Raw genomic sequence first — 22157 nt, 5'->3', positions numbered from 1 at the left:
TGCTTTAGCCTGGTTTTTCTGTATTTATAACGTATTTACATTATTAAGGTCTTCAAAGGCCTTTTTTAGTCTTTCTTTAAAGGTAATCTCACCTTTGCGCAACCACACTCTAGGGTCGTAGTATTTTTTGTTAGGTTCTTCTGCTCCGTTAGGGTTACCAATTTGGGTTTTAAGATAGTCGATATTCTCCGTCATATAATCTCTAATTCCCTCATTAAACGCAAACTGAAGATCTGTATCGATATTCATTTTGATAACTCCATATCCAATAGCTTCTCTGATTTCTTCTAAAGAAGATCCGCTACCTCCGTGAAATACAAAATCGATATGATTTTCTTCCACACCATACTTTTTACTTACGTACTCTTGTGAGTTCTTCAGGATTTTAGGTGTCAATTTTACGTTACCCGGTTTGTATACCCCGTGTACGTTACCAAAAGCGGCTGCAACCGTGAATTTATCACTTACTTTACTCAGCTCTTCATAAGCATAAGCCACCTCTTCAGGCTGGGTGTATAATTTAGAGTCATCCACATCAGTATTATCGACACCGTCTTCTTCACCACCGGTGATTCCTAATTCTATTTCCAAGGTCATGCCCATTTTACTCATACGCTCTAAGTATTTTTTGCAGATCTCAATGTTTTCCTCAATAGGTTCTTCAGAAAGATCTATCATATGCGAGCTGTAAAGCGGTTTTCCGGTTTCTTTATAAAATGCTTCACCAGCATCTAATAAGCCATCGATCCAAGGTAATAGTTTTTTAGCACAATGATCTGTGTGCAAAATTACAGGTACTCCATAGGCTTCAGCTAAGGTATGGATATGACGTGCCCCAGCAACACCGCCTGCTATGGCTGCTTTTTGGTTTTCATTAGATAATCCTTTACCCGCATTGAATTGGGCACCTCCATTTGAAAACTGAATAATTACAGGTGAATTGACTTCTGCAGCAGTTTCAAGCACAGCATTTATAGAACTTGATCCGATTACATTTACTGCCGGAAGCGCAAAAGAATTAGCTTTGGCATATTTGAAAATTTCTTGTACTTCATCTCCTGTTGCTACCCCTGGTTTGATGTTGTGATTCATCTTTTTGGTTTTTATGGTTATATAAACATTGCTTAGTTACAATAAAGCAAATGAATTAAGATTTTCTTTATTTTAAAAATAAATAAGACTTAAAACATTATAAAGTTTTGGTTAACAAGCTTACAAAAATAGTAAATTTAAAGCGAATCAAATTTATATTCATTTGAAAATGAAGCTTGGTCTTCTATGTGATTGAAAATGAAATATTAGAAAGGATAGTTGATTCCAAAATTATACACTGCCTCTGAGAAATTATAGCCTTTAAACCATCTTTGATCCTCATCGTTTGCAGGATTAAAGGTTTTAAAAGCAACATCGAGTCGGATGACAAAGAAGTCAAAGTCATAACGCACACCAAAACCCGTACCCACTGCTATCTCTTGTAAGTCTTTGACGCCAGAAAATACGGCTTCTTCTTCTTCCACATTATCCAGTACATTCCAGATATTGCCGGCATCAATAAATAAGGCTCCTTTCAAAGCACCTAAGATATCAAATCGATACTCTGTATTAAAGGCTAATTTTAAATTTGCTTCGTTAAATTCATTTCTACCCTGGGTGCTTCCAGGTCCAAGATCATAGGCTAACCAAGCTCTGTTGTCATTGGGACCGCCGGCAAAGAAACTTCGAGCAAATGGGATACTATTAGCGTTGCCATAAGGAATCGCAATACCTCCGAAGGAGCGAAATGCAATAATATTCTTGCTGCCAATTTCCCAATGTTTGATGTAATCCAGTTCTAATTTAGCGTATTGAGAAAATTCTACGCCAAAAACTTCAAATCTATCATTGGAGTTTTTCTTTAATCCAATGGTATTGGAAATTGTACTCAGTACGTTACCCGCCAATTCTATCTTACCACGGAATCGCGAAAAATTTTCATCGTATAAATTTTCGCGGTTGTTTTTGATATAGGTATAACTTGTTGCAAATATCAAGTTGTCTTCGGTTAATCGGTTTTTACGCTCATTAATATTTCGAATATCTCTGAGCTGTAGTGGAGTCAATTCTGAATTTGGATTACTCCCTAAGGACTGTTCAATAAATCCGTTGGCTCCTCCTGGGATACTGAGGTCTCCACTTTCCTGGTCTAGCAGAGGAGAGGAAGGGTCTAATACTTCATTTGCAATACTATTTAATTGGTTGAAGGAGTTTCTATAAATTCTAAAATAGTTCCCTGTATTTAAATTACGCACATATTGTACATTTAATAGGTCAAATTGATTGGTTTTGAATTTATTAGGTTTCCATATATAGTTAAATATACCTGAAGCATTTTGTTTGTCTAATCCAATATTTTGTTGTGAGTTTATACCAAAAATAAGATTAGTAGTGGGCGTCATATATTTGGGAATGATCCTATTGGTATTAAAAGGAAATACGATTTTAGGAAAGGTAAGCCTAAGATCGGCACCGATCTCTGAGATATTAAAAAAACGTTCTTCACTCTCTGCAGCATCTTGAGAAGAACCGATACTTCCCCGACCAGAGATTTCTAATATTTCTGCTCCTCTAAATACATTTCGGATTAAAAATGAGCCACCAAATCCGATCCCTATATCTTGAATGGTAGATGTAGACACATCAAATTCGAAATTGGTGCTATATTTTTTTCTTGGGGTAAGTAGGATGTTAGCGATTAAGCTTTTACCCGAGGCATCGGTAGTGTCAATTTCGTATTCAATGTTAGGGTATTTAAAAGCCCTAAGGTTACTAATTTGGTTGTAAGTTCTTGTTCGGTCAATGTCCCTAAAGATTTGGCCAGGAGAGATCAATACCGAATTCGTTATCGCTTTTCGGGTATATCGCATTTCATCGAAGGCGTATATTTCGTACCCTCTATAAAGTAAGGTGTCTTTTGCTACTTTATCTCGATTTTGAAATGAATAATCTGTAAATATCTTTACTTTACTGATATTATGCACCTTAAAAGGGGCTGAAGTAGTTTGCCCATTTTGCTCTATTTGACGGTCATTGATAATAAGGTTCATATTCACCTTATGATCCGTATTTACTGTATCGGCGTCAAATTTGATATACTCTTTTTCGAAGTGATAAATACCTGAATTTCTAAATAGCCCAGTAAGGCGATCGCGCTCCGCTTCAATATCAAGTGTTTTGTATTGTTTTCCTTTTACTATCAAAGAGTTTTTTTGATGTATAGCGTATAGAGAATCTAAGGGAGTGGATTGAATTTTTGTTTTAAGTGAATCTATAAAATAGGGTAGCCGTGGCGTAACATAATAGTTTGTTATCGATTTTTTATGTTTTAAGGTATCGATGCTGTAGTTCGCACTTACATTAAACCAACCATTATTCCAATAATACGCATTTAAGCGATTCACTGATTTTTTAATCCTGGATTCTTGCTGAATTGCTGGTGCTTCCCCAGTTTTTTTTATCCATTCATTGATGCCGTCCAACCCGGTAGCTAATCGGTTTACTTGTTTTTTTGAGAAAAAGTTGACCATTCTTTTTTTTCGCTTTGGCTTTTTGTTTAACCAGGCGTAGAATGATGAATCTTTATCCTTTGAAGCTAAGTTATAAATATGAAGTCGTATGGGGATTCCAAGAACTCTAGCATTAGGTTGTTGGTATAGTTGATTGTATAGCTTTGGATTTTTGGTTTTAGAACTATCTACAAAGATCTGATTTTCTTTAAGTAGTAACTCATCCTCCCCAACTCTCTTTACGGTATTACAAGCGCTAAAAAAAATTGTAGATACCGCAATTAATAATATTTTTGTGCAAAGTTGTTTCAATCCCTATACATTATGGGTTCAAAAATACATTATTTGTATGGTTAGCAAAAACCAAAAGAAATTAATAAATTCTTTACATCAAAAAAAGTACCGAAAGCAACATCACTTATTTATTGCAGAAGGGATCAAAGTAATCAATGAGTTTATTGATGCGGGTTTTGTGCTTCATAGGTTATTTACCACGGAAGATCACTTATTTTCGGTAGACAACACCCAGTGTTATGAGGTGACTGAAGCCGAATTGAAACAACTGAGTCAATTAAAGACACCTCAGAAAGCTTTAGCTCTTTTTGAAATTCCTAAAGAGAAAGATGAAAATTATAATGGACTTGTCTTAGCGTTAGATGATGTGAGTGATCCGGGAAACTTAGGAACCATTATAAGATTATGTGATTGGTTTGGTGTTACAGAGCTTATTTGCTCCAAGCAAACTGTTGATTGTTATAATCCTAAAGTGGTTCAGGCTACAATGGGATCCTTGTCCAGAGTAAATATACGGTACTTAGATTTGAAGCAATTCCTAGAAGAACAGCAGCATAGTCACACCATTTATGGTACTTTTATGGACGGCGATCCAATTTATACGGCAAGCAAATCTTGTGTAAAGAGTATTATTGTTATGGGCAATGAAGCTAATGGGATTTCTCCAACAATTGAACAACTGGTAACTCACAAAATTGCGATCCCCAGATTTGGGCAATTGCAATTAACTGAAAGCCTTAATGTGGCAACGGCAACCTCGATCGTACTCAATGAATTTAGAAGGGCTGACTTTACTACTGAAACGTAAAGTTGATGAATACCCCTCTTGTCGCCATTTTATCGATTCCACCAGTCCAGGGACTATTGGGATCATTATCTCTTACTAATTCGTCAGTCATCGCAAAAATACCTCTAATAGAAGGCGTAAATTTAAAATAGTACAGATAAAAATCTACACCAAAACCAATTTCATAATAGGAAGTACTTGTGGTCATTCTAAACTCTCCAGCAAAATTGTCATCAGGATTTTCTTCGTTACTTGATAAATTGAATGAGGTGGATACTCCCCCGACAATAAAGGGTTTAAAATTATTGAGCCGTTTTGTAGATATTTTTAGCAACAGAGGTAGGTGGACATACGTTGATCGCACTTCTCTAAAAGTCTCAGATTGATCTATGAAATCGGGTCCAGAAAACGTTAAATCGCGTTGGGTAAAGGTAACCATCGGTTCAAGTCTTAGGTCTAGATAATCATTAATGCGCATATTGCCTAGCAGCCCTACGCTAAATCCTACAGATGTATTTACCTGTACATCCTGGTCGAGATAAGGTTCTTGTCCTTCAGGTTCATTATTGTAGTCAAAATTAAAATCATAACTATTGAACCCCAGGATATACCCCCAGCTGAATCGAGGTTTATCAAAATTTTGAAGGTTTTGAACACGTTCTTTAGAAAAGAGTTGTGCATTGGTCTGTTGCAGACCAAGAGTTATAAGGATTAGTAGAAAAACTTTTTTTATCACTTCTATTAATTTTATCTAGATCAGTTTGCTATATCTATTGTTTTGTAGCTTTATATATCGTGGCCACTCCAAATGTTTGAGGTTTATCCTCTACATTGATAAACCCAATTTCTTTTAAAATATTGTTGAAGGCTTCTCCATATGGAAACGCTGCAGCACTTTCACTAAGGTAAGCATATGCAGATTTATCTTTTGAAAAAAGCTTTCCGATTAGGGGTAAAATTCTTTTGGAGTATAAATTATAGCCTTGTTTATAAGGTGTTTTTGTGGGTATAGAGGTTTCTAATACCACAAAAACGCCACCTGGCTTTAATACTCGAAAAATTTCGGAAAGACCAGTTTCCAGATTTTCAAAATTTCTTACCCCAAAGGCAACCGTAATGGCATCAAAATAGTTGTCATCATAAGGGAGATTTTCACTATCCCCAGTGACCATTTTTATTCTATTTGATAAGCCCTTATCCGTTATTTTGTGTTTACCTACCTCCAACATACCGGTAGAGATGTCTAATCCAATAATCTCCGTAGCTCCCGTTTTGGCCATACTAATAGCCAAATCTCCTGTTCCGGTAGCTACATCCAAAATCTTTTCAGGATTAATGCTGTCTACAATCTTTACTACCTTTTTTCTCCATTTAATGTCTATCCCAAAAGAGATCACTCTATTAAGCCCATCATAGTTCTTAGAGATAGTGTCGAACATCTCAGTTACTTGTTCTTTTTTAGAACGCTCATTGTCTTTATAAGGGGTTATTTTCTTAGACATGCTCTTTGGAATTTTACGCAAATATACATTTTTGATCAGGATAGAAATAATTCAAATCTAGATAAGTATATAAAAAACGGATTTTACTAGTTATTGAATTTACATTATCTTTGTAGTTCTTTATGTCCAAAAGGGAAATTTATTATACATAGGATTACTTTGGATTTGATTTAGAATACATGGAAAACAATAGGAATAACAAATGAAAATCATAATAGCCGGAGCTGGTGAAGTGGGGTTTCATTTGGCTAAGTTACTTTCTTTTGAATCACAGGATATAACCTTAATAGATACGGATAAAGAATGCTTGAATTACGCAGATACACATTTGGATATTCGTGTAATTCGAGGTGATTCGACCTCTATTTCGATTTTAAAAGATGCCCGAGTAGAAAATACAGATATGGTAATCGGAGTAACCTCTAGCGAGACTACGAATATTGCGGTATGTGTGCTCGCTAAACAATTAGGAGCTAAACGAACAATCGCCAGAATTTCGAATACAGAATTTATTGAAAACAAGGAAACTGTACGATTCGATGAGTTAGGGATCGATGAGTTGATTTCACCAGAGGCCCTAGCCTCAAATGAAATTGAATTATTGCTGAACCAGGCTGCGTTTCATGACAGTTACCAGTTTGACGATGGTTTATTGACCATGGTTGGAACAACATTGTCGGATGAAGCGCTCTTTGTCGGTAAGTCCGTTATTGAAGCAGCTAAGATATTCCCCGAATTACATTTTATGCCGATCGCTATTCAGCGTGCCGGTACACAATATACCATAATACCAAGAGGTGATACCACTTTCAAAGAAGGAGATCAGGTCTATTTTGTTACCACAAAAGGTGGGGTAGAAGAGCTATTAAAATTAACCGGTAAGGTAAAAGCTCAGATTAAACGCGTAATGATTCTTGGAGGAAGCAAAATTGGTTTTAAAACTTCTTGTGATCTTTGTGACCATAAGTTTAAAGTAAAATTGATCGAAAAAGATAAGGATAAAGCATTTGATTTGGCTGATAACCTGCCTAATGCAATGATTATTAATGGAGATGGTAGAAATGTGGAGCTGTTGGAAGAAGAGGGGATCAATGATATGGACGCGTTTATTGCGGTGACAGGTAATTCTGAAACCAATATCATGTCTTGTTTGGTTGCTAAATCTAAAGGTGTTAAAAAGACGATAGCTTTAGTAGAAAATATGGATTATTTTCAGCTTTCACATTCTATTGGGATTGATACACTGATTAATAAAAAATTACTTGCTGCTAATAATATATTTAGATTTGTTAGAAAGGGAGAGGTTGTGGCGATGACCAAATTAAACAATATGAATGCCGAATTATTGGAATTTATAGTTAAACCAAACTCTGAAGTAAGTGAAAATTTAATAAAAGACCTTGATTTTCCTAGATCCGCAATCATCGCTGGTGTGATCCGGGATGGAGAGGGGATGATACCTTTAGGTAACTTTTTTATTAAAGCAGGGGACCGTGTTGTGGTTTGCTGTTTGCCCAAATCTATCAAAAAAATTGAACGATTGTTCCTGTAAATGACCAGACTTAACTACAAAATTATATCTCATATCATGGGCCTCCTTTTACTATGTAATGGAGGGTTTATGCTTATAGCCACAATAGTAAGTTTTGCGTATCAGGATGGAGTTACGCTAGATATTATGATGGCTTCACTCGCTACCATGTTTATAGGTATAATTTTGATGTATATTACCAGAGAACACCAAAAAGAAATTAATAAGCGAGAGGGGTATATCGTAGTAACCTTTGGATGGATATTTATGTCACTAAGTGGTACACTACCTTATATCTTTTCGGAATCCATACCAACTTTTACGGATGCCTTTTTTGAAACCATGTCGGGGTATACGACCACTGGCTCTTCAATTTTAACAGATATTGAGATTATCCCCAAAGGCGTGTTATTTTGGCGGAGTTTAACACATTGGATTGGTGGTATGGGTATTATTGTGCTCGCGGTGGCTATCTTACCGCTATTAGGAATAGGAGGGATGCAATTATTTGCAGCAGAAGCACCGGGTCCAAATGCGGATAAACTACACCCACGAATTACCGATACAGCTAAACGTTTATGGTTGATCTATATTGGGTATACAGCAGCAGAGACAGTTTTGTTACAATTAGCAGGAATGAGCTTTTTTGATGCGATTAATCACGCCCTAAGTACTTTATCCACAGGTGGGTTTTCAACAAAAAATGCAAGTTTGGCACATTGGAATGATAATCCAATAATCCAATACATTGTTATACTTTTTATGTTTTTAGCTGGAATGAATTTTGTTCTCAGTTATTTCGGGTTTAAAGGAAAAGTACAAAAGATCATCAAGGATGAAGAGTTTAAGCTCTATGCTACATTTACCATTTTATTTACGATAATTGCTACCCTGATCATATTTTTTCAGGCAGATGTATCAGCCTCTTCTATCGACCATCCTATGGTTTGGGGACCTTTTGAGAGTGCGTTTCGACATGCGCTTTTTCAGGTATTGGCTGTAGTAACTACTACAGGATTTGTATCTGCGGACTTTACGATGTGGACTCCATTTTTAACCGTTTTCTTTTTTGGTCTAATGTTTCTAGGAGGATCTGCGGGTTCGACCTCAGGGGGAATGAAAGTAGTACGACATTTGATTACTATTCGTAATGGAATCTTAGAATTTAAAAGGACTTTACATCCAAGAGCAGTCTTGCCTGTACGCTATAATAAGAAAGCCATACCTAAGGAAATCGTATTTAACATACTAGCATTTTTTGTGCTGTATATGTTAGCTTTTATTATTGGGTCTGTCTTTTTGGGAGTTCTAGGATTAGATTTTGAGACGGCTATTGGTGGTGCGGCATCTTCTTTAGGTAATGTAGGTCCGGCATTTGGTAGTCTGAGTCCTGTAAATAATTTTGCCCTATTGCCAGATTTAGGAAAATGGTGGTGTTGTTTTTTGATGCTTATCGGGCGATTGGAGTTATTTACCGTTTTGATATTACTAACGCCTTTCTTTTGGCGTAGTCAATAATTACTCTATAAAAATCAGTTTACTGTAAAATACAAAAAAACAAAAGAGGTTTGCTGATGAAGCAAACCTCTTTTGTAATAAGAAATAGTATCGTTATATAATTACGAAACCGCTTCTTTTATTCTTCGTAAAGCTTCTTGTATGTCCTTAGCGCTTGCTGCATACGATATACGGATGCAATTAGGGTCTCCAAAAGCGTCTCCCGTAACTGTAGCTACGTTTGCTTTTTCTAATAAATACATCGAAAAGTCGGTTGCATTTTTAATCGTTGTTCCTTGTAAGGTTTTACCGAAATAGTAAGAAATATTAGGAAAAACATAAAAGGCACCTTCGGGTTCGTTGCATTTGAATCCAGGGATGTCCGATAATAAATCAAGTATTAATTTTCTTCGTGTTTTAAATTGATCTACCATGTATCCTATTTTAGATACAGGAGCTTCTAAAGCCGTAATCACAGCGCGCTGTGCAATACAATTAGCACCACTGGTTACCTGACCTTGAATTTTGTTGCATGCTCTGGCTATGGCAACAGGAGCGCCTATGTATCCAATTCGCCATCCGGTCATCGCAAAAGCTTTTGCTACACCATTAACCGTTACCGTTCTATCGTACATATCTTCAAATTGCGCCATAGAAGCGTGTTTTCCTGCATAGTTGATGTGTTCATATATCTCATCGCTTACTACGATAATTTCTGGGTATTTTTGTAGCACATCTGCAAGAGCTCTTAGTTCTTCTTTACTATAAATGGATCCACTAGGGTTACAAGGAGAGCTATACCATATCATTTTGGTTTTTGGTGTAATAGCCGCCTCTAATTGCTCTGGTGTCATTTTAAAGTCAGTGGCTAATGAAGTTTGTACTTCTACAGGAACACCACCTGCCAATTTAACGATGTCGCTATAGCTAACCCAGTAGGGGCAGGGAAGAATTACTTCATCCCCCGGATTAATATACACCTGAGCGATATTATAAAGCGATTGTTTTGCTCCCGTTGAAACTACAATCTGTTGTCTGTCGTAGCTGAGGTTATTATCACGTTTAAATTTTGTAATTATCGCATCTTTAAGCTCCACATACCCGTCTACCGGAGTATACGAGTTATAATTGTCATTGATGGCCTGTATAGCTGCTTCTTTAATAAAGTCTGGCGTATTAAAATCAGGTTCTCCTAGACTTAATCCAATAATATCTTTTCCTTCCGCTCGTAGTTCTCTTGCTTTAGCTGCCATAGCTAAAGTCGCAGAAGCCTCGAGCTTATTAACTCTATCTGATAGCTGTGCGCTCATCTGTTGCTTTCTGTTTTTTTATTGTGATAATTAATGTGAACTGTACTACTACTGTAATGAAGGTTTCATCCCCATCTGTTTAAGATGTTTAAAGTGAGCCATGATAGCCTTTCGGGTAGTTTTGTATTCGTTGTAAGGAAGATTGAATTCCTTTGCAGTCTGTTTTACGATTTTAGAAATCTTGGTATAATGAACATGACTAATATTAGGGAAAATATGATGTTCCACTTGATGATTTAATCCGCCAGTAAACCAATTGACTATTCTATTTTTTGTAGAAAAATTAACGGTAGTGAATAATTGGTGAATTGCCCAACTGTTTTTCATGTTTCCAGTTTGATCCGGTATCGGCATATCTGCCTCTTCAACCATATGTGCCAATTGAAAAACAATGCTTAAAATAAGACCAGCTACATAATGCATAACAAAAAAGCCAATAAGGATTTTCCACCACGCGATCGACATGATCAACATCGGTATAACTATCCACATAACGACGTAAATCAATTTAGTAATTACCACAGTGCTCCATTGTTTAACTGGACTAGGAAGTTTACCGTAAGATAACTTTCGAGCTAAATAGTTTTTAGTCTGTTTAAAATCTGTAGTTAGCGCCCAATTGAATGTAAGCAAACCATATAAAAAGACCGAGTAATAATGTTGAAATTTATGAAAACGTCTCCATTTGGCGTGTTTAGTAAATCGAATTACGCGTCCGGCATCCATATCTTCATCATGTCCGTGGATATTCGTATAGGTGTGGTGTAAAACATTATGTTGTACCTGCCAATTGTATACATTACCAGCAAGGATGTACATACTGCTTCCCATTATTTTGTTGAGCCATTTTTTTGAAGAGTAAGAGCCGTGATTTGCGTCGTGCATTACATTCATACCTACACCAGCCATACCTATACCCATAACTACCGTTAGTAGCAGCATCCACCATTGAGAAATATCCAATGTAAGAATTAGGAAATAAGGGGTAAGAAATAAGGAAAACATTACAATAGTTTTCAGGTGTAATTTCCAATTACCGGTTCTTTTAATATTATTTTCTTTAAAATATTCATTAACTCTTTTGTTTAAAGTTCTAAAGAACTTTGCAGAATCACCTCTGCTAAAACGTATATTTGTATTCATAATAGTAAGCGTTTATGATCAAACGTATAGATCATACTTATATTGGGTAAAGTTAGGCATTTAAATTTTTTTTACCTTCTTAAACGGTGTCAAATTATAACCTTTATTTTTGCAGCAAAATCATAATTGATGAAATTGATTGAAAAATACTTCCCGGACCTTACGGAACTTCAACTATCCCAGTTCTCTCAGTTGGGTACTTTATACCGAGATTGGAATGCTAAAATTAATGTGGTTTCTCGCAAGGATATTGATTCTTTATATGAGCGCCATATTTTGCATTCTCTGGGCATAGCCAAGGTTCAGGGGTTTACTCCGGGGAGTAAAGTGTTGGATGTAGGGACAGGAGGTGGTTTTCCTGGTGTACCCTTGGCCATTTTATTTCCTGAAACGGATTTTTACCTGATCGATGTTATTCAAAAGAAAATTAAAGTAGTTAACGAAGTAGTTGCTGCTTTGGAACTTCAAAACGTAAAGGCTGAACAACGTAGAGCAGGTACCTTTGAGGATCGATTTGATTTTATCGTAAGTCGTGCCGTGACGAATATGCCGGATTTTGTGAAATGGGTTAAGAAAAATGTGACTAAAAAGTCAACTCATAACTTGTCCAATGGAATTTTGTATTTAAAAGGCGGAGATTTAACTGAGGAATTAGCATTGTTTCCAAAAGCAACTCAGTATGAATTGTCTGATTATTTTGAGGAAGAATTTTTTGAAACTAAAAAGGTTGTCCACTTACCGCTGAAGTATAAATTATAGGCAACATCTTTATTTGAAAATTAAGTCGACGTCTATTGGGTTTTTGTATTACGAGAGTTGTTCGAGCATGTTATTAAAACATTTATGATGTAAAGTCGGATTCTTTATATTGAAGCGGGAGAGAAATTTTTACAAAGGCTCCTTTTTTATTGTTATTTCCATTCTCCATTATGCCATCGTGTATGTTTATGATTTGATTTGCCAAATATAGTCCTAGCCCTGGATCATCGTCAATGTGGTTTTTATTATTAAAGGTTACATTGTCATTGATGGTAAAGTCTTTGGCAAAGCCCACTCCTTCGTCCTTTATTTTAATCATTAAATAAGATGTATCGTTTTCTACCAGGACTGCTATCGTGCCCTTTTCGGGTGAAAACTTTATGGCATTATGAAGAATGTGATAAAGCGATTTGCTTATATATTTAGAATCTACAGTTATGGCCTCAACAGTGGTGTCAAAGTGTGTTTTAAAATCGACTTGTTTTTCATTTTTTTCAAAGTCAATTTTACGTACTACCTCATTAATAAGCTCTTTTACTTTTACTTGTTCAAAGTTTAATATATCCTTTTGATACACATTGATGAGGCTTATGTCGAGCGCTTTCTTGGAAAAATCATCCAATCGCCTCGTGGATTGATCCAGTATATCAAGTAAGGATGCAGCCTCTTCTGACAATAGAGAATCCTTTAGGAGGCTTAAACTTCCGATAATACCATTTAGCGGTGTTCGTATTTCGTGGCTAATGATTTTCAAAAATTGAGATTTAGACTTATCGAGTTCAATTAGCTTTTTATTTGCGATTTCCAATTCTCTAGTGCGCGCTATAACTTTTTCTTCAAGCGATTTATTTGCTTCATCCAATTGCGCTTTGCTTTGCTTTAATTCATTTAGGGTATCTTGAAGTTTTGCCAATGTGTTTTCTAAATCTGTTTTAGAGGTTTCCAGCTCTTGCTGGTACGTTTTTATCTCGGATATATCTCTAAGCAGGGCAAATATTTGACGCTGTCCTTGTATCTTCATAGTACACATAGAAACCAAAACAGGCAACGTTCTATGGTTTAAAAGGATTTGGGTTTCAAAAGATGAAGTGAGTATGGTCGGTTCTTCTTTTTTATTCCTATTTTTAATTTTAAACGGGTTCTTAGTGTCATTTTCACTTTTGGTGGTATAACCAAAGTAGGATTGTCCTAAAAGTTCTTTTTTTGATTTTTTATCCAATAAGTGCACGGCTACCTCATTGCAATCTTTAATTAATCCTTTGTCGTCATCATCTATTACCAAAAGAGCATCGGGTAATGAAGCAAAAAGCGCTTTGTATTGCGTCTTACTTTGCTTCAATTCTTCCATTGCTGTAATGATATCTTCATTTTGTTGGGCAATGATTTGTTTTTGCTGTTGTGTTACTCGATAACGGTTATATACAAATCCAAGGAAAATTAATGTTAACGCTAATAGGCCATATAGCGCTATCTGTAAAATTTTAGACTTCTCTAACTGCGCATCACGTATTTGAATGGAGGTGTCTTTGATCAATTTTTCTTTTTCAAAAGCAAGGCTATCCGCTAATGCTTTTTTTTCATATGCAGACTTGTACTCTTGTCTAATGACTTCTCGTTGATTTTTATCGCTGTCAATACTGTCTTTATTAGCCTGGTAAAGCTCTAACATTTTCAGTGCTTTTTCAGGTCTTCCGATAGCTCTATAACTTTGATATAAAGCATAGGCAGCTTCCTTAGTTTCTACAATATTAGTTATTTGTTGTGCTTGGTTAAGTGCTCGTTCGCTATACATTATGGCTTTACTGTAATCACCAAGACTATTGTAATTTTCGCCAATATCTTTTAAAATCTTAGTTATTTTTCCTTTTTCACCAATCTCTTTCATTTGCGCAAGACTCTGCTCATAATACTCTTTAGCCTTTTCATAATCAGCTTGATCATGATAGACATTTCCGATATTGTTTAGTGCGGTTGCAGTTCCTTCCTTTTCTCCAATTTCTTTACTTAATGTTAAACTCCGAAACAGATAATCAAAAGCTTTTTTATAATTATTCAGCTCCTTGTAAAGAAGTCCAATATTATTCAATGAGGCGATAATACCTTTTTTATCCCCCATTTTTTCCTTGATGATTAAGCTTTGTTTGTGGTACTCAAGAGCATTTTTATAATCTCCCTGATTTACATAAATAAGAGCGATATTATTCAATGTACTGGACATTGCTCTATAATCTCCTATTTCTTCAACCAAAGAGAGACCGCGTCTGTAATAGTCAATAGCATTAACATAATTACCTTGCTCAAAATAATTAACGCCCATATTGATAAAGCTATAGGCCATTCCTTTTTTATTACCAACTTCTTTTTTAAGTGCCAAACTACGGTTATGGTAATCTAGTGCCTTATCATATTCACCACGTTTATAATAGATAACGCCTATGTTATTTAATGAAGCAGAAATTCCTTTTTTATCATTAAGTTGTTCTCTTATGGATAGACTTTTATTGTAATACCTTAATGCTTTGTCAAAGTCTCCCTGGTCTTTAAAATTATTTCCAATTCCATTAAGTGTGTTCGCTATCCCTGTTTGGTTTTCTATTTTCTCATGAAGTTGTAAGGATCGTAAATAGTATTCGTTGGCTAAATCATATTTACCTTGATACATCAAAGATATGCCTTGAGTATTACTAGCTTCTGCCATTTGACCCAAGAGACCTTTACTTTTTGCAAAATCATATTGTTGTTGGGCAAAATAAAAAGCACTATCGGGTTGAGAATAGAGATAGCTCTCTTTGATCATGTAGTCTATAGCATTAAGGCGAATTGTGTCTTGACGGGATGGATTGTACCAAATACGTTTTAGGGAATCAATATTGACCTGACCATAGCTAAGCAGACAATTACAAAAATAAATTACAAGATATGTAATTATGTTTTTCATTAACCAATTAGGATTTACACGAAAATTATCTCCCTTTTTTACTACAAGATGGGTAAAACAGCTTATCCAGTACAGTTTTAAACAATCCGGCTTAATTTATTCTTAGCTATGAGGTTCGCTTATATTTTAGCTGAGATTATTTAAAAAATAAAAAACTCTAATCCTTAATGTGCTAAATAAACTTCATCTCCATAGCATTGCAGAATATCTACCATTAACTATCAGTAAATAAATTAGAAGGTAATTTTTTTCTCACTTTATCAAATATAGTCATTTTAAGAGACTTTGTGTTGATAAAGATAGTAGACCGCTGAGTCGTATAAAAGGATGTATATATTTTTGGAAGGTTTACTGTTCTTAAACGTTATCAATTGATTATTTGATTTTTATAATATCTTAATGATAATTTTTAGAGTGAAGTTAGCCAATGAACATTGAATTGGTATTGATGAAATTAAAGCACTAGTAGTATTGAAGCATAAAAAAAGCCCTTTTAAAAAGGGCTTTTTTACTTGGATTGTTTTAGATCTACTCTCCTAAAAAAGGGTAGCGGTAGTCAACCGGGGAAACAAAGGTTTCTTTGATTAATCTTGGTGATACCCATCTTAAAAGGTTTAAATAGGACCCTGCTTTATCATTAGTACCGGATGCTCTAGCCCCTCCAAAAGGTTGCTGACCTACAACTGCACCGGTAGGTTTATCATTGATATAGAAGTTACCCGCACTATTTTGCAAAGCTTGAGTCGCTTCTTCTGCGGCATAGCGATCACCAGAAAAAACAGCCCCTGTTAATCCATACTCGCTAGTAGTGTCAACCAACTCCAGTGTTTCTTTCCACTTTGCGTCATCATAAAGGTAAATTGTAATTACCGGACCAAAAAGTTCAGTACACATAGTAGTGTATTTTGGGTTGTCTGTAAGGATAACAGTTGGTTCTATAAAATACCCTTTAGATTTATCATAGCCTCCACCTGCTACAATTTCTGCATCCTTATCTGCTTTTGCCTGATCAATATATTTGGCTAATTTATCAAAAGATCCTTCGTGGATGACTGCCGTAATAAAATTACTCATATCCTCTGGAGAACCCATTTTGAAGGATTTTAAATCTTCTTTCACAAACTTTTCGATTTCTTTCCAAAGACTTTTAGGGATGTAAGCTCTAGATGCAGCACTACATTTTTGTCCCTGGAACTCAAAAGCACCTCTTGATATGGCCGTAGCTACTTGTTTAGGGTTAGAGGTAGGATGTGCAATGATAAAATCTTTTCCACCGGTCTCTCCCACAATTCTTGGGTAGGTCTTATAGGTATGGATATTAGCACCAATTTTTGCCCAAATGTCTTTGAAAACGTTTGTGCTTCCTGTAAAATGTATTCCGGCAAAATCAGGACTTGCCAAAATGGTGTCCGTAATCATTACAGGATCTCCGTAGACTACATTTATTACTCCATCAGGTACACCTGCTTCTTTAAAAACATCTACGATTACTTTAGCCGAATAAATTTGGCTATCACTAGGTTTCCAAACAGCTACGTTACCCATTAATGCTGCGCTGGCAGGTAAATTTCCTGCAATGGCAGTAAAATTAAAAGGAGTAATAGCATATACGAATCCTTCCAATGGTCTGTACTCTACACGATTCCAAGCATCAGAAGTAGAATAAGGTTGGTCTTCGTAGATCTGTGCCATATACTCTACATTGAAACGTAAGAAATCTACTAATTCACATGCAGAGTCAATTTCTGCTTGATAGATATTTTTAGATTGCGCTAGCATCGTAGCAGCATTGATTTTTGATCGGTATGGCCCGGCAATAAGCTCCGCAGCTTTCAAAAATACTGCTGCTCTATGCTCCCAGGATAAGTTTGCCCATTTTTTTCGGGCTTCTAGCGCTGTATCAATTGCTTGTTGCACATGTTTTTGTTCTGCTTTATGGTATGTTCCTAGAATATGTTGGTGTTCGTGTGGTGGTGACATCGTAGCGGTATCACCGGTCTTAATTTCTTCACCATTAATATATAGAGGGATGTCTACTGTAGAATTATAAAGTTCTTTATAAGCTGCTAACACCTCTTCGCGTTCAGGAGTACCTGGCGCATATGTTTTTACAGGTTCGTTAATTGCTGTAGGAACTTGAAAAAAACCTTTTCCCATAATCTGTTTAAAATTTTAAAAATTAATATGTTATGTATGTAAACCTTTGCAGGTGAACAAATATAGAAAATTAATAAGGGAACCAATAGGGATTAACAATTCGATTTAAAGTGAATATTTTTTTGTAAGTTCCATCCCTTTTGAACGACCGATATGCGATGTGTACAGTTACGTTAATACCAACGAATCATCAGGATTTTATTTTAACATCTAATAGGGATGAAGCTCCTGTTAGACAAACTATTCCTCCTCGGATTTATGACGAAGATGGAGTGAAAATGCTTTATCCCAAAGACGCTCTTGCAGGAGGGACATGGATTGGTATAAGTGAGCACGATTCTTTAATTTGTTTACTTAACGGAGGTTTTGTAAATCATAGGAGAAAGCCTGGCTACAAAAAAAGTAGAGGTATTGTAGTAAAAGATCTTTTAAAGAAGCCAGATTTACATTTAGGTCTACAATCTTATGATTTTACGGGCATTGAACCATTTACTATTATTGCAGTAAGTTGGAAGAGTGCACTTTCTTTCTATGAACTGGTATGGGATGGGAGTAAAGCTCATTTTAAAAAACTAGATGCATCGACAACTCATATCTGGTCTTCATCAAGTTTGTATGACCAACAGATGAAAGCTCAAAGAAAAACCTGGTTTGAACAGTTTTTAAATAAGAATCAAGTCTCTAATACTTCGCTTTTGCAATTTCATAAAACTGCTGGAGTAGGGGATAAGCACATTGATCTGATCATGAATAGAGGGTTTGTAGCGACCACAAGTATAACTCAAATTAAAAAATCTGGAGAGCAAGTGTCAATGAATTATGAAGATTTACAAACAAATACGAGTTCTACGAGCTTATTTACTTCTGTTGTTTCATAAATGATGATATGGATGCTATGAACTATACAGGAAAGATAATACCCTTGGCTTTTCCGGATACCTTTGTACGTCATTCTACAGAGAAATCATTAAAAATACTCCCTTATCTGGGTATTGGAACTAAAGACTATGTAAAAGCAGGCCACGCAGCATTAGTATTGATTGCCAATAAAACGGGTAAAGCGGAGTATTACGATTTTGGAAGGTATATAACTCCCTACGGATACGGCAGGCTAAGGAGTGAATTGACAGATGCCGAATTGCAAATTCCTATTAAGGCCGAAATAGATAGAACAGGTGATTTAGTGAATACAGAAGAATTATTGGTATGGTTACAACAGAACCCGGATAAAACTCACGGAACTGGCAGGATGCTAGCTTCGGTTTGTAATTGTATAGACTATGAATCTGCTAAAAAGTATTTGAATGACCTACAGCAACAAGGAAGTATTCCTTACAAGGCTTTTGGCTTGTCAGGTAGTAATTGCTCTAGGATGGTAACTGAAACGCTTTTGAATAGTACTGACCATCAAAAAATTGTAAAAGGGCTAAGGAAGATAAAAAAGTTTACGCCTAGCACCCTAGGAAATGTTGAAAAAGCCGCGATTGATTCTCCAATTTATGAGATAGATAAGGGTCAGCTTAGAGTTTACGAAGGTTCTGTATTGCGGGAGAATTTAACGAACTATTTTTATCGATACCGTGATAATAATTCAGTAACAAGCACATTTAATTTTCCTACACATTGGCATTATTTAGAGGGAATTGGGAGTGGTGCTTATTTTGAACTTCAAAAAACGGATCAACCTGATCAATATGTTATGTGCAGATATAATGATTATGGTAGGTTGGATTTCAAAGGTATTTTTGTCAACTTAACGCAATTTGATATTTCAAATCCATATAGTTTTGTTTATGACTCCAATTGCCATTATTTTCATATAATGCAGAAGGGTGAAAAGATAAGGTTTAACCGTGTTAAAACCTTAATTTAGTGCAAAAGGAGCATTGAGTTTAAAAGATGGGATGAGAACTTTGAATTTCCTTGTGGAAGTAAAGTTGATCATATAATAATATCCTTTCATTGCACCAAATGGAGACGTTAAGAGGCATCCACTATTGTAAGTGTGAGTTTCTCCAGGCTTAAGTACGGGTTTTTTACCAATGACACCATCACCTTCTACTGTTTCAAGCTCATTTAATGCATCTTGTATTTCCCAAAACCTAGACGTTAGTTGTACCGCATCTTTACTTTGGTTTTCAATAGTTACACGATATCCAAATGCAAAATGCACCCTATAATTTTTGTAGAACGTACCCTCAAAGGTGGTGTCCACCGAAATTTTAATGCCTTTTGTAATTTGTTCAACCATGACTAAAACAATAATATAGAGCTGACTAGTGTAACAACAACCCCGATACCAGCTAATATAAAAAATAATAGGTTTAGAATCAGAAATTTAACAATAGTTTTAAATCGCCCTTGCCCATAAAATTTGCGCAATGCTTTATAAAGATAAAACAAAAATAAGAGTGCTGTAATTCCCGTAACTGCTTCAATATGTAATATTTCGTCAACCAACAGGGCAATGCCAAAGAGAATAAAAAATATAGTTTGAGTATGGAATGTAAATACCAGGTGCTCCATATAAGTGAAAGACCTTCTTATATACAACAACCAAATAGCCAAAGCTAGGAGCGGTAAGAAAAAGAAGATGATAAACGGGAGTTTGTTGAAAATGAATTCAACTAAATCTGTGGGATCGTCGGATAGTTTTTCTGCTTTAACACCTCGCTTATAAAGATACTTGGTAAACCAAGTTTTCTTATGATTTAGACTATCTAACGCTTCATCGGGCAATCTGATGCCAGTATCTTCATGAAAATTTTGATACATCGTAAATCTATTGATAAACGAAGAAAATGATGACATCGTATCGAGTTCGGCTTCTGTATATAAGGTGCGTTCGTCTTGCTGAATACTATCGTTTTGAGTTAGTAGGGAATCAATATTTATATTTCGTTCGGACTCAATTCTTTCTAATCGTTCTGGGTCAATTTCTTTAATTTTTTTAAGTGTTTCTTCAGCGACCTTATCATTATTTCTTGAGCCAACTCGGCTAGACATCCCTTCAAAATCTAAAAAGAAGCCATACAAAATGAAAAATATAATCGAAACACTTAAATAAAATCTGAAAGGATTAGCATATTTGGCCCGCTGTCCCTGGATATAATCTTTTGATATTTTACCTGGCTTAAACAGTAAAGCAACTATAGTGTGTCTAAGTCGAGAATCGTATGAAAAAATACTGGCAAAAAATTCATTAAATAGATCTTTTAAAGTAAGGCGTTTTGTAGTATTCGCTTGACCACAATTATGACAATACTTATCGAGTAAATCTAATGGTACTCCACAGTTTAAACACTCATTTCCTCTATACTTCTTAAGAAAACGTCCTTTTTCGTTCATTGTTAATTGCTCCTTGTTTGGTTAGGGTTGTTTTAAGATAAAAATAATAAAGTTAAATGGTATTTAAGCGGTTAATCTTTAATTAGTAATATTTGCCGAATTTGCGATTCCTATCCCGATTACCCTGTCGTAGCGTGTCGCTGGGGCGCGATAGTACGTTATAATGGTGTACTCGTTTTCTGTTTCATCAAAATTACCACTGATAAACCCTTGGTCTATTGACCCATCTGGCCTTTGAAGTACATATCTATAATTATAAAATCCTTGTTTAAAAAGACGAGTTAAAAAATATTTGCCAGACTTTTTGTCGTAGGTCAATTTGGTAGAGTCATCTAAGGTATAATTGTTAAAGTTACCGTAGATGTGTATTGTGCCATCACCAATATTCTCATAACACTCTAGTGCAAAATGCATCCAAACGTAATCAGCTTCTACATTACTATTGTCAGCTCTTAGATTACGGACTACAAAATTACCATTGATGTCTGGGTTATAGGTATATCTCCGATTTGCCCTTACGATATCAGTAAGTAAGTAATGATGGTAAATTTCTTGTAAATCTACACTCTGTATTCCTGCTGTAGCCGATCGTATTTCTTTATTGTCAAAAAACAGAAATTCATTTCCGCCATAAAAGCTCGACTCTTGATCGTATTTGTAAATTAAAGTGTTGGTTATTGTATACTGCGGTTTCAATCCGGTGATGGCAGTATTTATATCATTGTTTTGAATGATCATTGTTTCTACTGTTCTTTCAGGATCTCTGAGGATTAAATTAGGCGAGGATACTTCAAATTGAACAGACTGTTTTGTATTGATAAAGTTGAGGTCCCTGCTTCTTTTTACTACTGCTCTTGTGGTAGTGATGTTTTCATAAACAATAAATTTACGCGAAAAAACAGCTTCATTATAACTGTCATAGACAGTGATCATATAATTACCACTTACCTTTAATGCTCTCGAATCTTGATTAGGGATGGTTAGGGTGTAATGGCTATACATTTGTAAGGTGTTGAATGAATTTTCATATTGATAGATGCGTACATCATCAAAACCATCTAGAAATTCATTTTTATATAACATCGATGGTGTCCAATCAAAATTGTAGTGTGATATTTTGTAATAATAATCTTTTTCGTTACCATGTATGTCATCAAAGGTAAGGGTTAAAGGTTTTCCTAATGCAATAATCGGCGTGCCCGAAAATTCGCTATCGCCAACAAACTGTATGGTTTTGATGTAATCCGGTGGCGGAATCTCTTCGGCTACCTCTTTAGCAAATAGAAGGGTAGTACAGCATAGTGCTAGTAAGAATAGCCCAGGGAATTTTGTGTTCATAGTATTAAAAT

The 22157-nt window shown here is 35.6% G+C and carries 17 protein-coding genes; 6 read left to right on the top strand and 11 right to left on the bottom strand.

Annotated features, from left to right (window positions below; genetic code table 11):
• Window positions 1–24: 24 nt before the first annotated feature.
• The gene (gene fbaA, locus EV197_RS15015) at window positions 25–1092 is read right to left on the bottom strand and encodes a class II fructose-bisphosphate aldolase (protein WP_130287617.1); all 1068 of its coding nucleotides are present in this window, start codon (window positions 1090–1092) and stop codon (window positions 25–27) included.
• A 206-nt stretch (window positions 1093–1298) separates the two neighbouring features.
• The gene (gene tamL, locus EV197_RS15010; protein ID WP_130287616.1) at window positions 1299–3854 is read right to left on the bottom strand and encodes a translocation and assembly module lipoprotein TamL; all 2556 of its coding nucleotides are present in this window, start codon (window positions 3852–3854) and stop codon (window positions 1299–1301) included.
• 37 nt (window positions 3855–3891) lie between these two features.
• On the opposite strand from tamL, the gene EV197_RS15005 reads away from it, so the two are divergent.
• Complete coding sequence (locus EV197_RS15005) at window positions 3892–4644, top strand: TrmH family RNA methyltransferase (RefSeq protein WP_130287615.1); 753 nt, start codon at window positions 3892–3894, stop codon at window positions 4642–4644.
• On the opposite strand, the gene porT is transcribed toward EV197_RS15005, so the two are convergent.
• Together porT and ubiE are read right to left on the bottom strand one after the other, a co-directional pair.
• Window positions 4631–5356, bottom strand: coding sequence for a type IX secretion/gliding motility protein PorT/SprT (porT, locus tag EV197_RS15000; protein ID WP_130287662.1), 726 nt, complete (start codon window positions 5354–5356; stop codon window positions 4631–4633). The genes EV197_RS15005 and porT overlap by 14 nt on opposite strands.
• A gap of 37 nt (window positions 5357–5393) precedes the next feature.
• The gene (ubiE, locus tag EV197_RS14995; protein WP_130287614.1) at window positions 5394–6125 is read right to left on the bottom strand and encodes a bifunctional demethylmenaquinone methyltransferase/2-methoxy-6-polyprenyl-1,4-benzoquinol methylase UbiE; all 732 of its coding nucleotides are present in this window, start codon (window positions 6123–6125) and stop codon (window positions 5394–5396) included.
• A 202-nt stretch (window positions 6126–6327) separates the two neighbouring features.
• Here ubiE and trkA point away from each other — a divergent pair, with 202 nt between their 5' ends.
• Window positions 6328–7677, top strand: a complete 1350-nt coding sequence (gene trkA, locus EV197_RS14990; protein ID WP_130287613.1) for a Trk system potassium transporter TrkA — start codon at window positions 6328–6330, stop codon at window positions 7675–7677.
• Window positions 7678–9174, top strand: coding sequence for a TrkH family potassium uptake protein (locus EV197_RS14985; RefSeq protein WP_130287612.1), 1497 nt, complete (start codon window positions 7678–7680; stop codon window positions 9172–9174).
• Between the two features lie 101 nt (window positions 9175–9275).
• Here EV197_RS14985 and EV197_RS14980 read toward each other — a convergent pair whose 3' ends face one another.
• Complete coding sequence (locus tag EV197_RS14980; RefSeq protein WP_130287611.1) at window positions 9276–10463, bottom strand: pyridoxal phosphate-dependent aminotransferase; 1188 nt, start codon at window positions 10461–10463, stop codon at window positions 9276–9278.
• Window positions 10464–10511: 48 nt separating this feature from the next.
• Entirely contained in the window at window positions 10512–11606 is a 1095-nt protein-coding gene (locus EV197_RS14975) for a fatty acid desaturase family protein (protein ID WP_130287610.1), read from the bottom strand.
• A gap of 129 nt (window positions 11607–11735) precedes the next feature.
• On the opposite strand from EV197_RS14975, the gene rsmG reads away from it, so the two are divergent.
• A complete protein-coding gene (gene rsmG, locus EV197_RS14970) occupies window positions 11736–12365 on the top strand; it encodes a 16S rRNA (guanine(527)-N(7))-methyltransferase RsmG (protein WP_130287609.1) in 630 nt (209 codons plus the stop codon).
• Between the two features lie 82 nt (window positions 12366–12447).
• Here the strand turns inward: rsmG and EV197_RS14965 are convergent, their stop codons facing one another.
• Window positions 12448–15303, bottom strand: a complete 2856-nt coding sequence (locus EV197_RS14965) for a tetratricopeptide repeat protein (RefSeq protein ID WP_130287608.1) — start codon at window positions 15301–15303, stop codon at window positions 12448–12450.
• 528 nt (window positions 15304–15831) lie between these two features.
• Complete coding sequence (gene pruA / locus EV197_RS14960) at window positions 15832–17460, bottom strand: L-glutamate gamma-semialdehyde dehydrogenase (RefSeq protein WP_130287607.1); 1629 nt, start codon at window positions 17458–17460, stop codon at window positions 15832–15834.
• A 158-nt stretch (window positions 17461–17618) separates the two neighbouring features.
• Here pruA and EV197_RS14955 point away from each other — a divergent pair, with 158 nt between their 5' ends.
• Together EV197_RS14955 and EV197_RS14950 are read left to right on the top strand one after the other, a co-directional pair.
• On the top strand, window positions 17619–18338 hold the full coding sequence (locus tag EV197_RS14955) for an NRDE family protein (RefSeq protein WP_130287661.1): 720 nt from the start codon (window positions 17619–17621) through the stop codon (window positions 18336–18338).
• 17 nt (window positions 18339–18355) lie between these two features.
• Window positions 18356–19333: a DUF6695 family protein gene (locus EV197_RS14950; protein WP_130287606.1), complete on the top strand. Its 978-nt coding sequence runs from the start codon at window positions 18356–18358 to the stop codon at window positions 19331–19333.
• Here the strand turns inward: EV197_RS14950 and apaG are convergent.
• The 3 genes from apaG to EV197_RS14935 all read right to left on the bottom strand — a co-directional run bounded on the left by apaG (window position 19325) and on the right by EV197_RS14935 (window position 22146).
• Complete coding sequence (gene apaG, locus EV197_RS14945) at window positions 19325–19711, bottom strand: Co2+/Mg2+ efflux protein ApaG (RefSeq protein ID WP_130287605.1); 387 nt, start codon at window positions 19709–19711, stop codon at window positions 19325–19327. The genes EV197_RS14950 and apaG overlap by 9 nt on opposite strands.
• Before the next feature lie 2 nt (window positions 19712–19713).
• On the bottom strand, window positions 19714–20808 hold the full coding sequence (locus EV197_RS14940) for a DUF3667 domain-containing protein (RefSeq protein ID WP_130287604.1): 1095 nt from the start codon (window positions 20806–20808) through the stop codon (window positions 19714–19716).
• Window positions 20809–20886: 78 nt separating this feature from the next.
• Window positions 20887–22146 (bottom strand): type IX secretion system plug protein, encoded by a 1260-nt coding sequence (locus tag EV197_RS14935; RefSeq protein WP_130287603.1) that lies wholly within the window; start codon window positions 22144–22146, stop codon window positions 20887–20889.
• Window positions 22147–22157: the final 11 nt, after the last annotated feature.

The sequence above is a fragment of the Aquimarina brevivitae genome, from assembly GCF_004216895.1.
GTDB lineage: Bacteria > Bacteroidota > Bacteroidia > Flavobacteriales > Flavobacteriaceae > Aquimarina > Aquimarina brevivitae.
The sequence above is the reverse complement of the archived record's forward strand: the minus strand, read 5'-3'. Positions and strand labels throughout refer to the sequence as shown.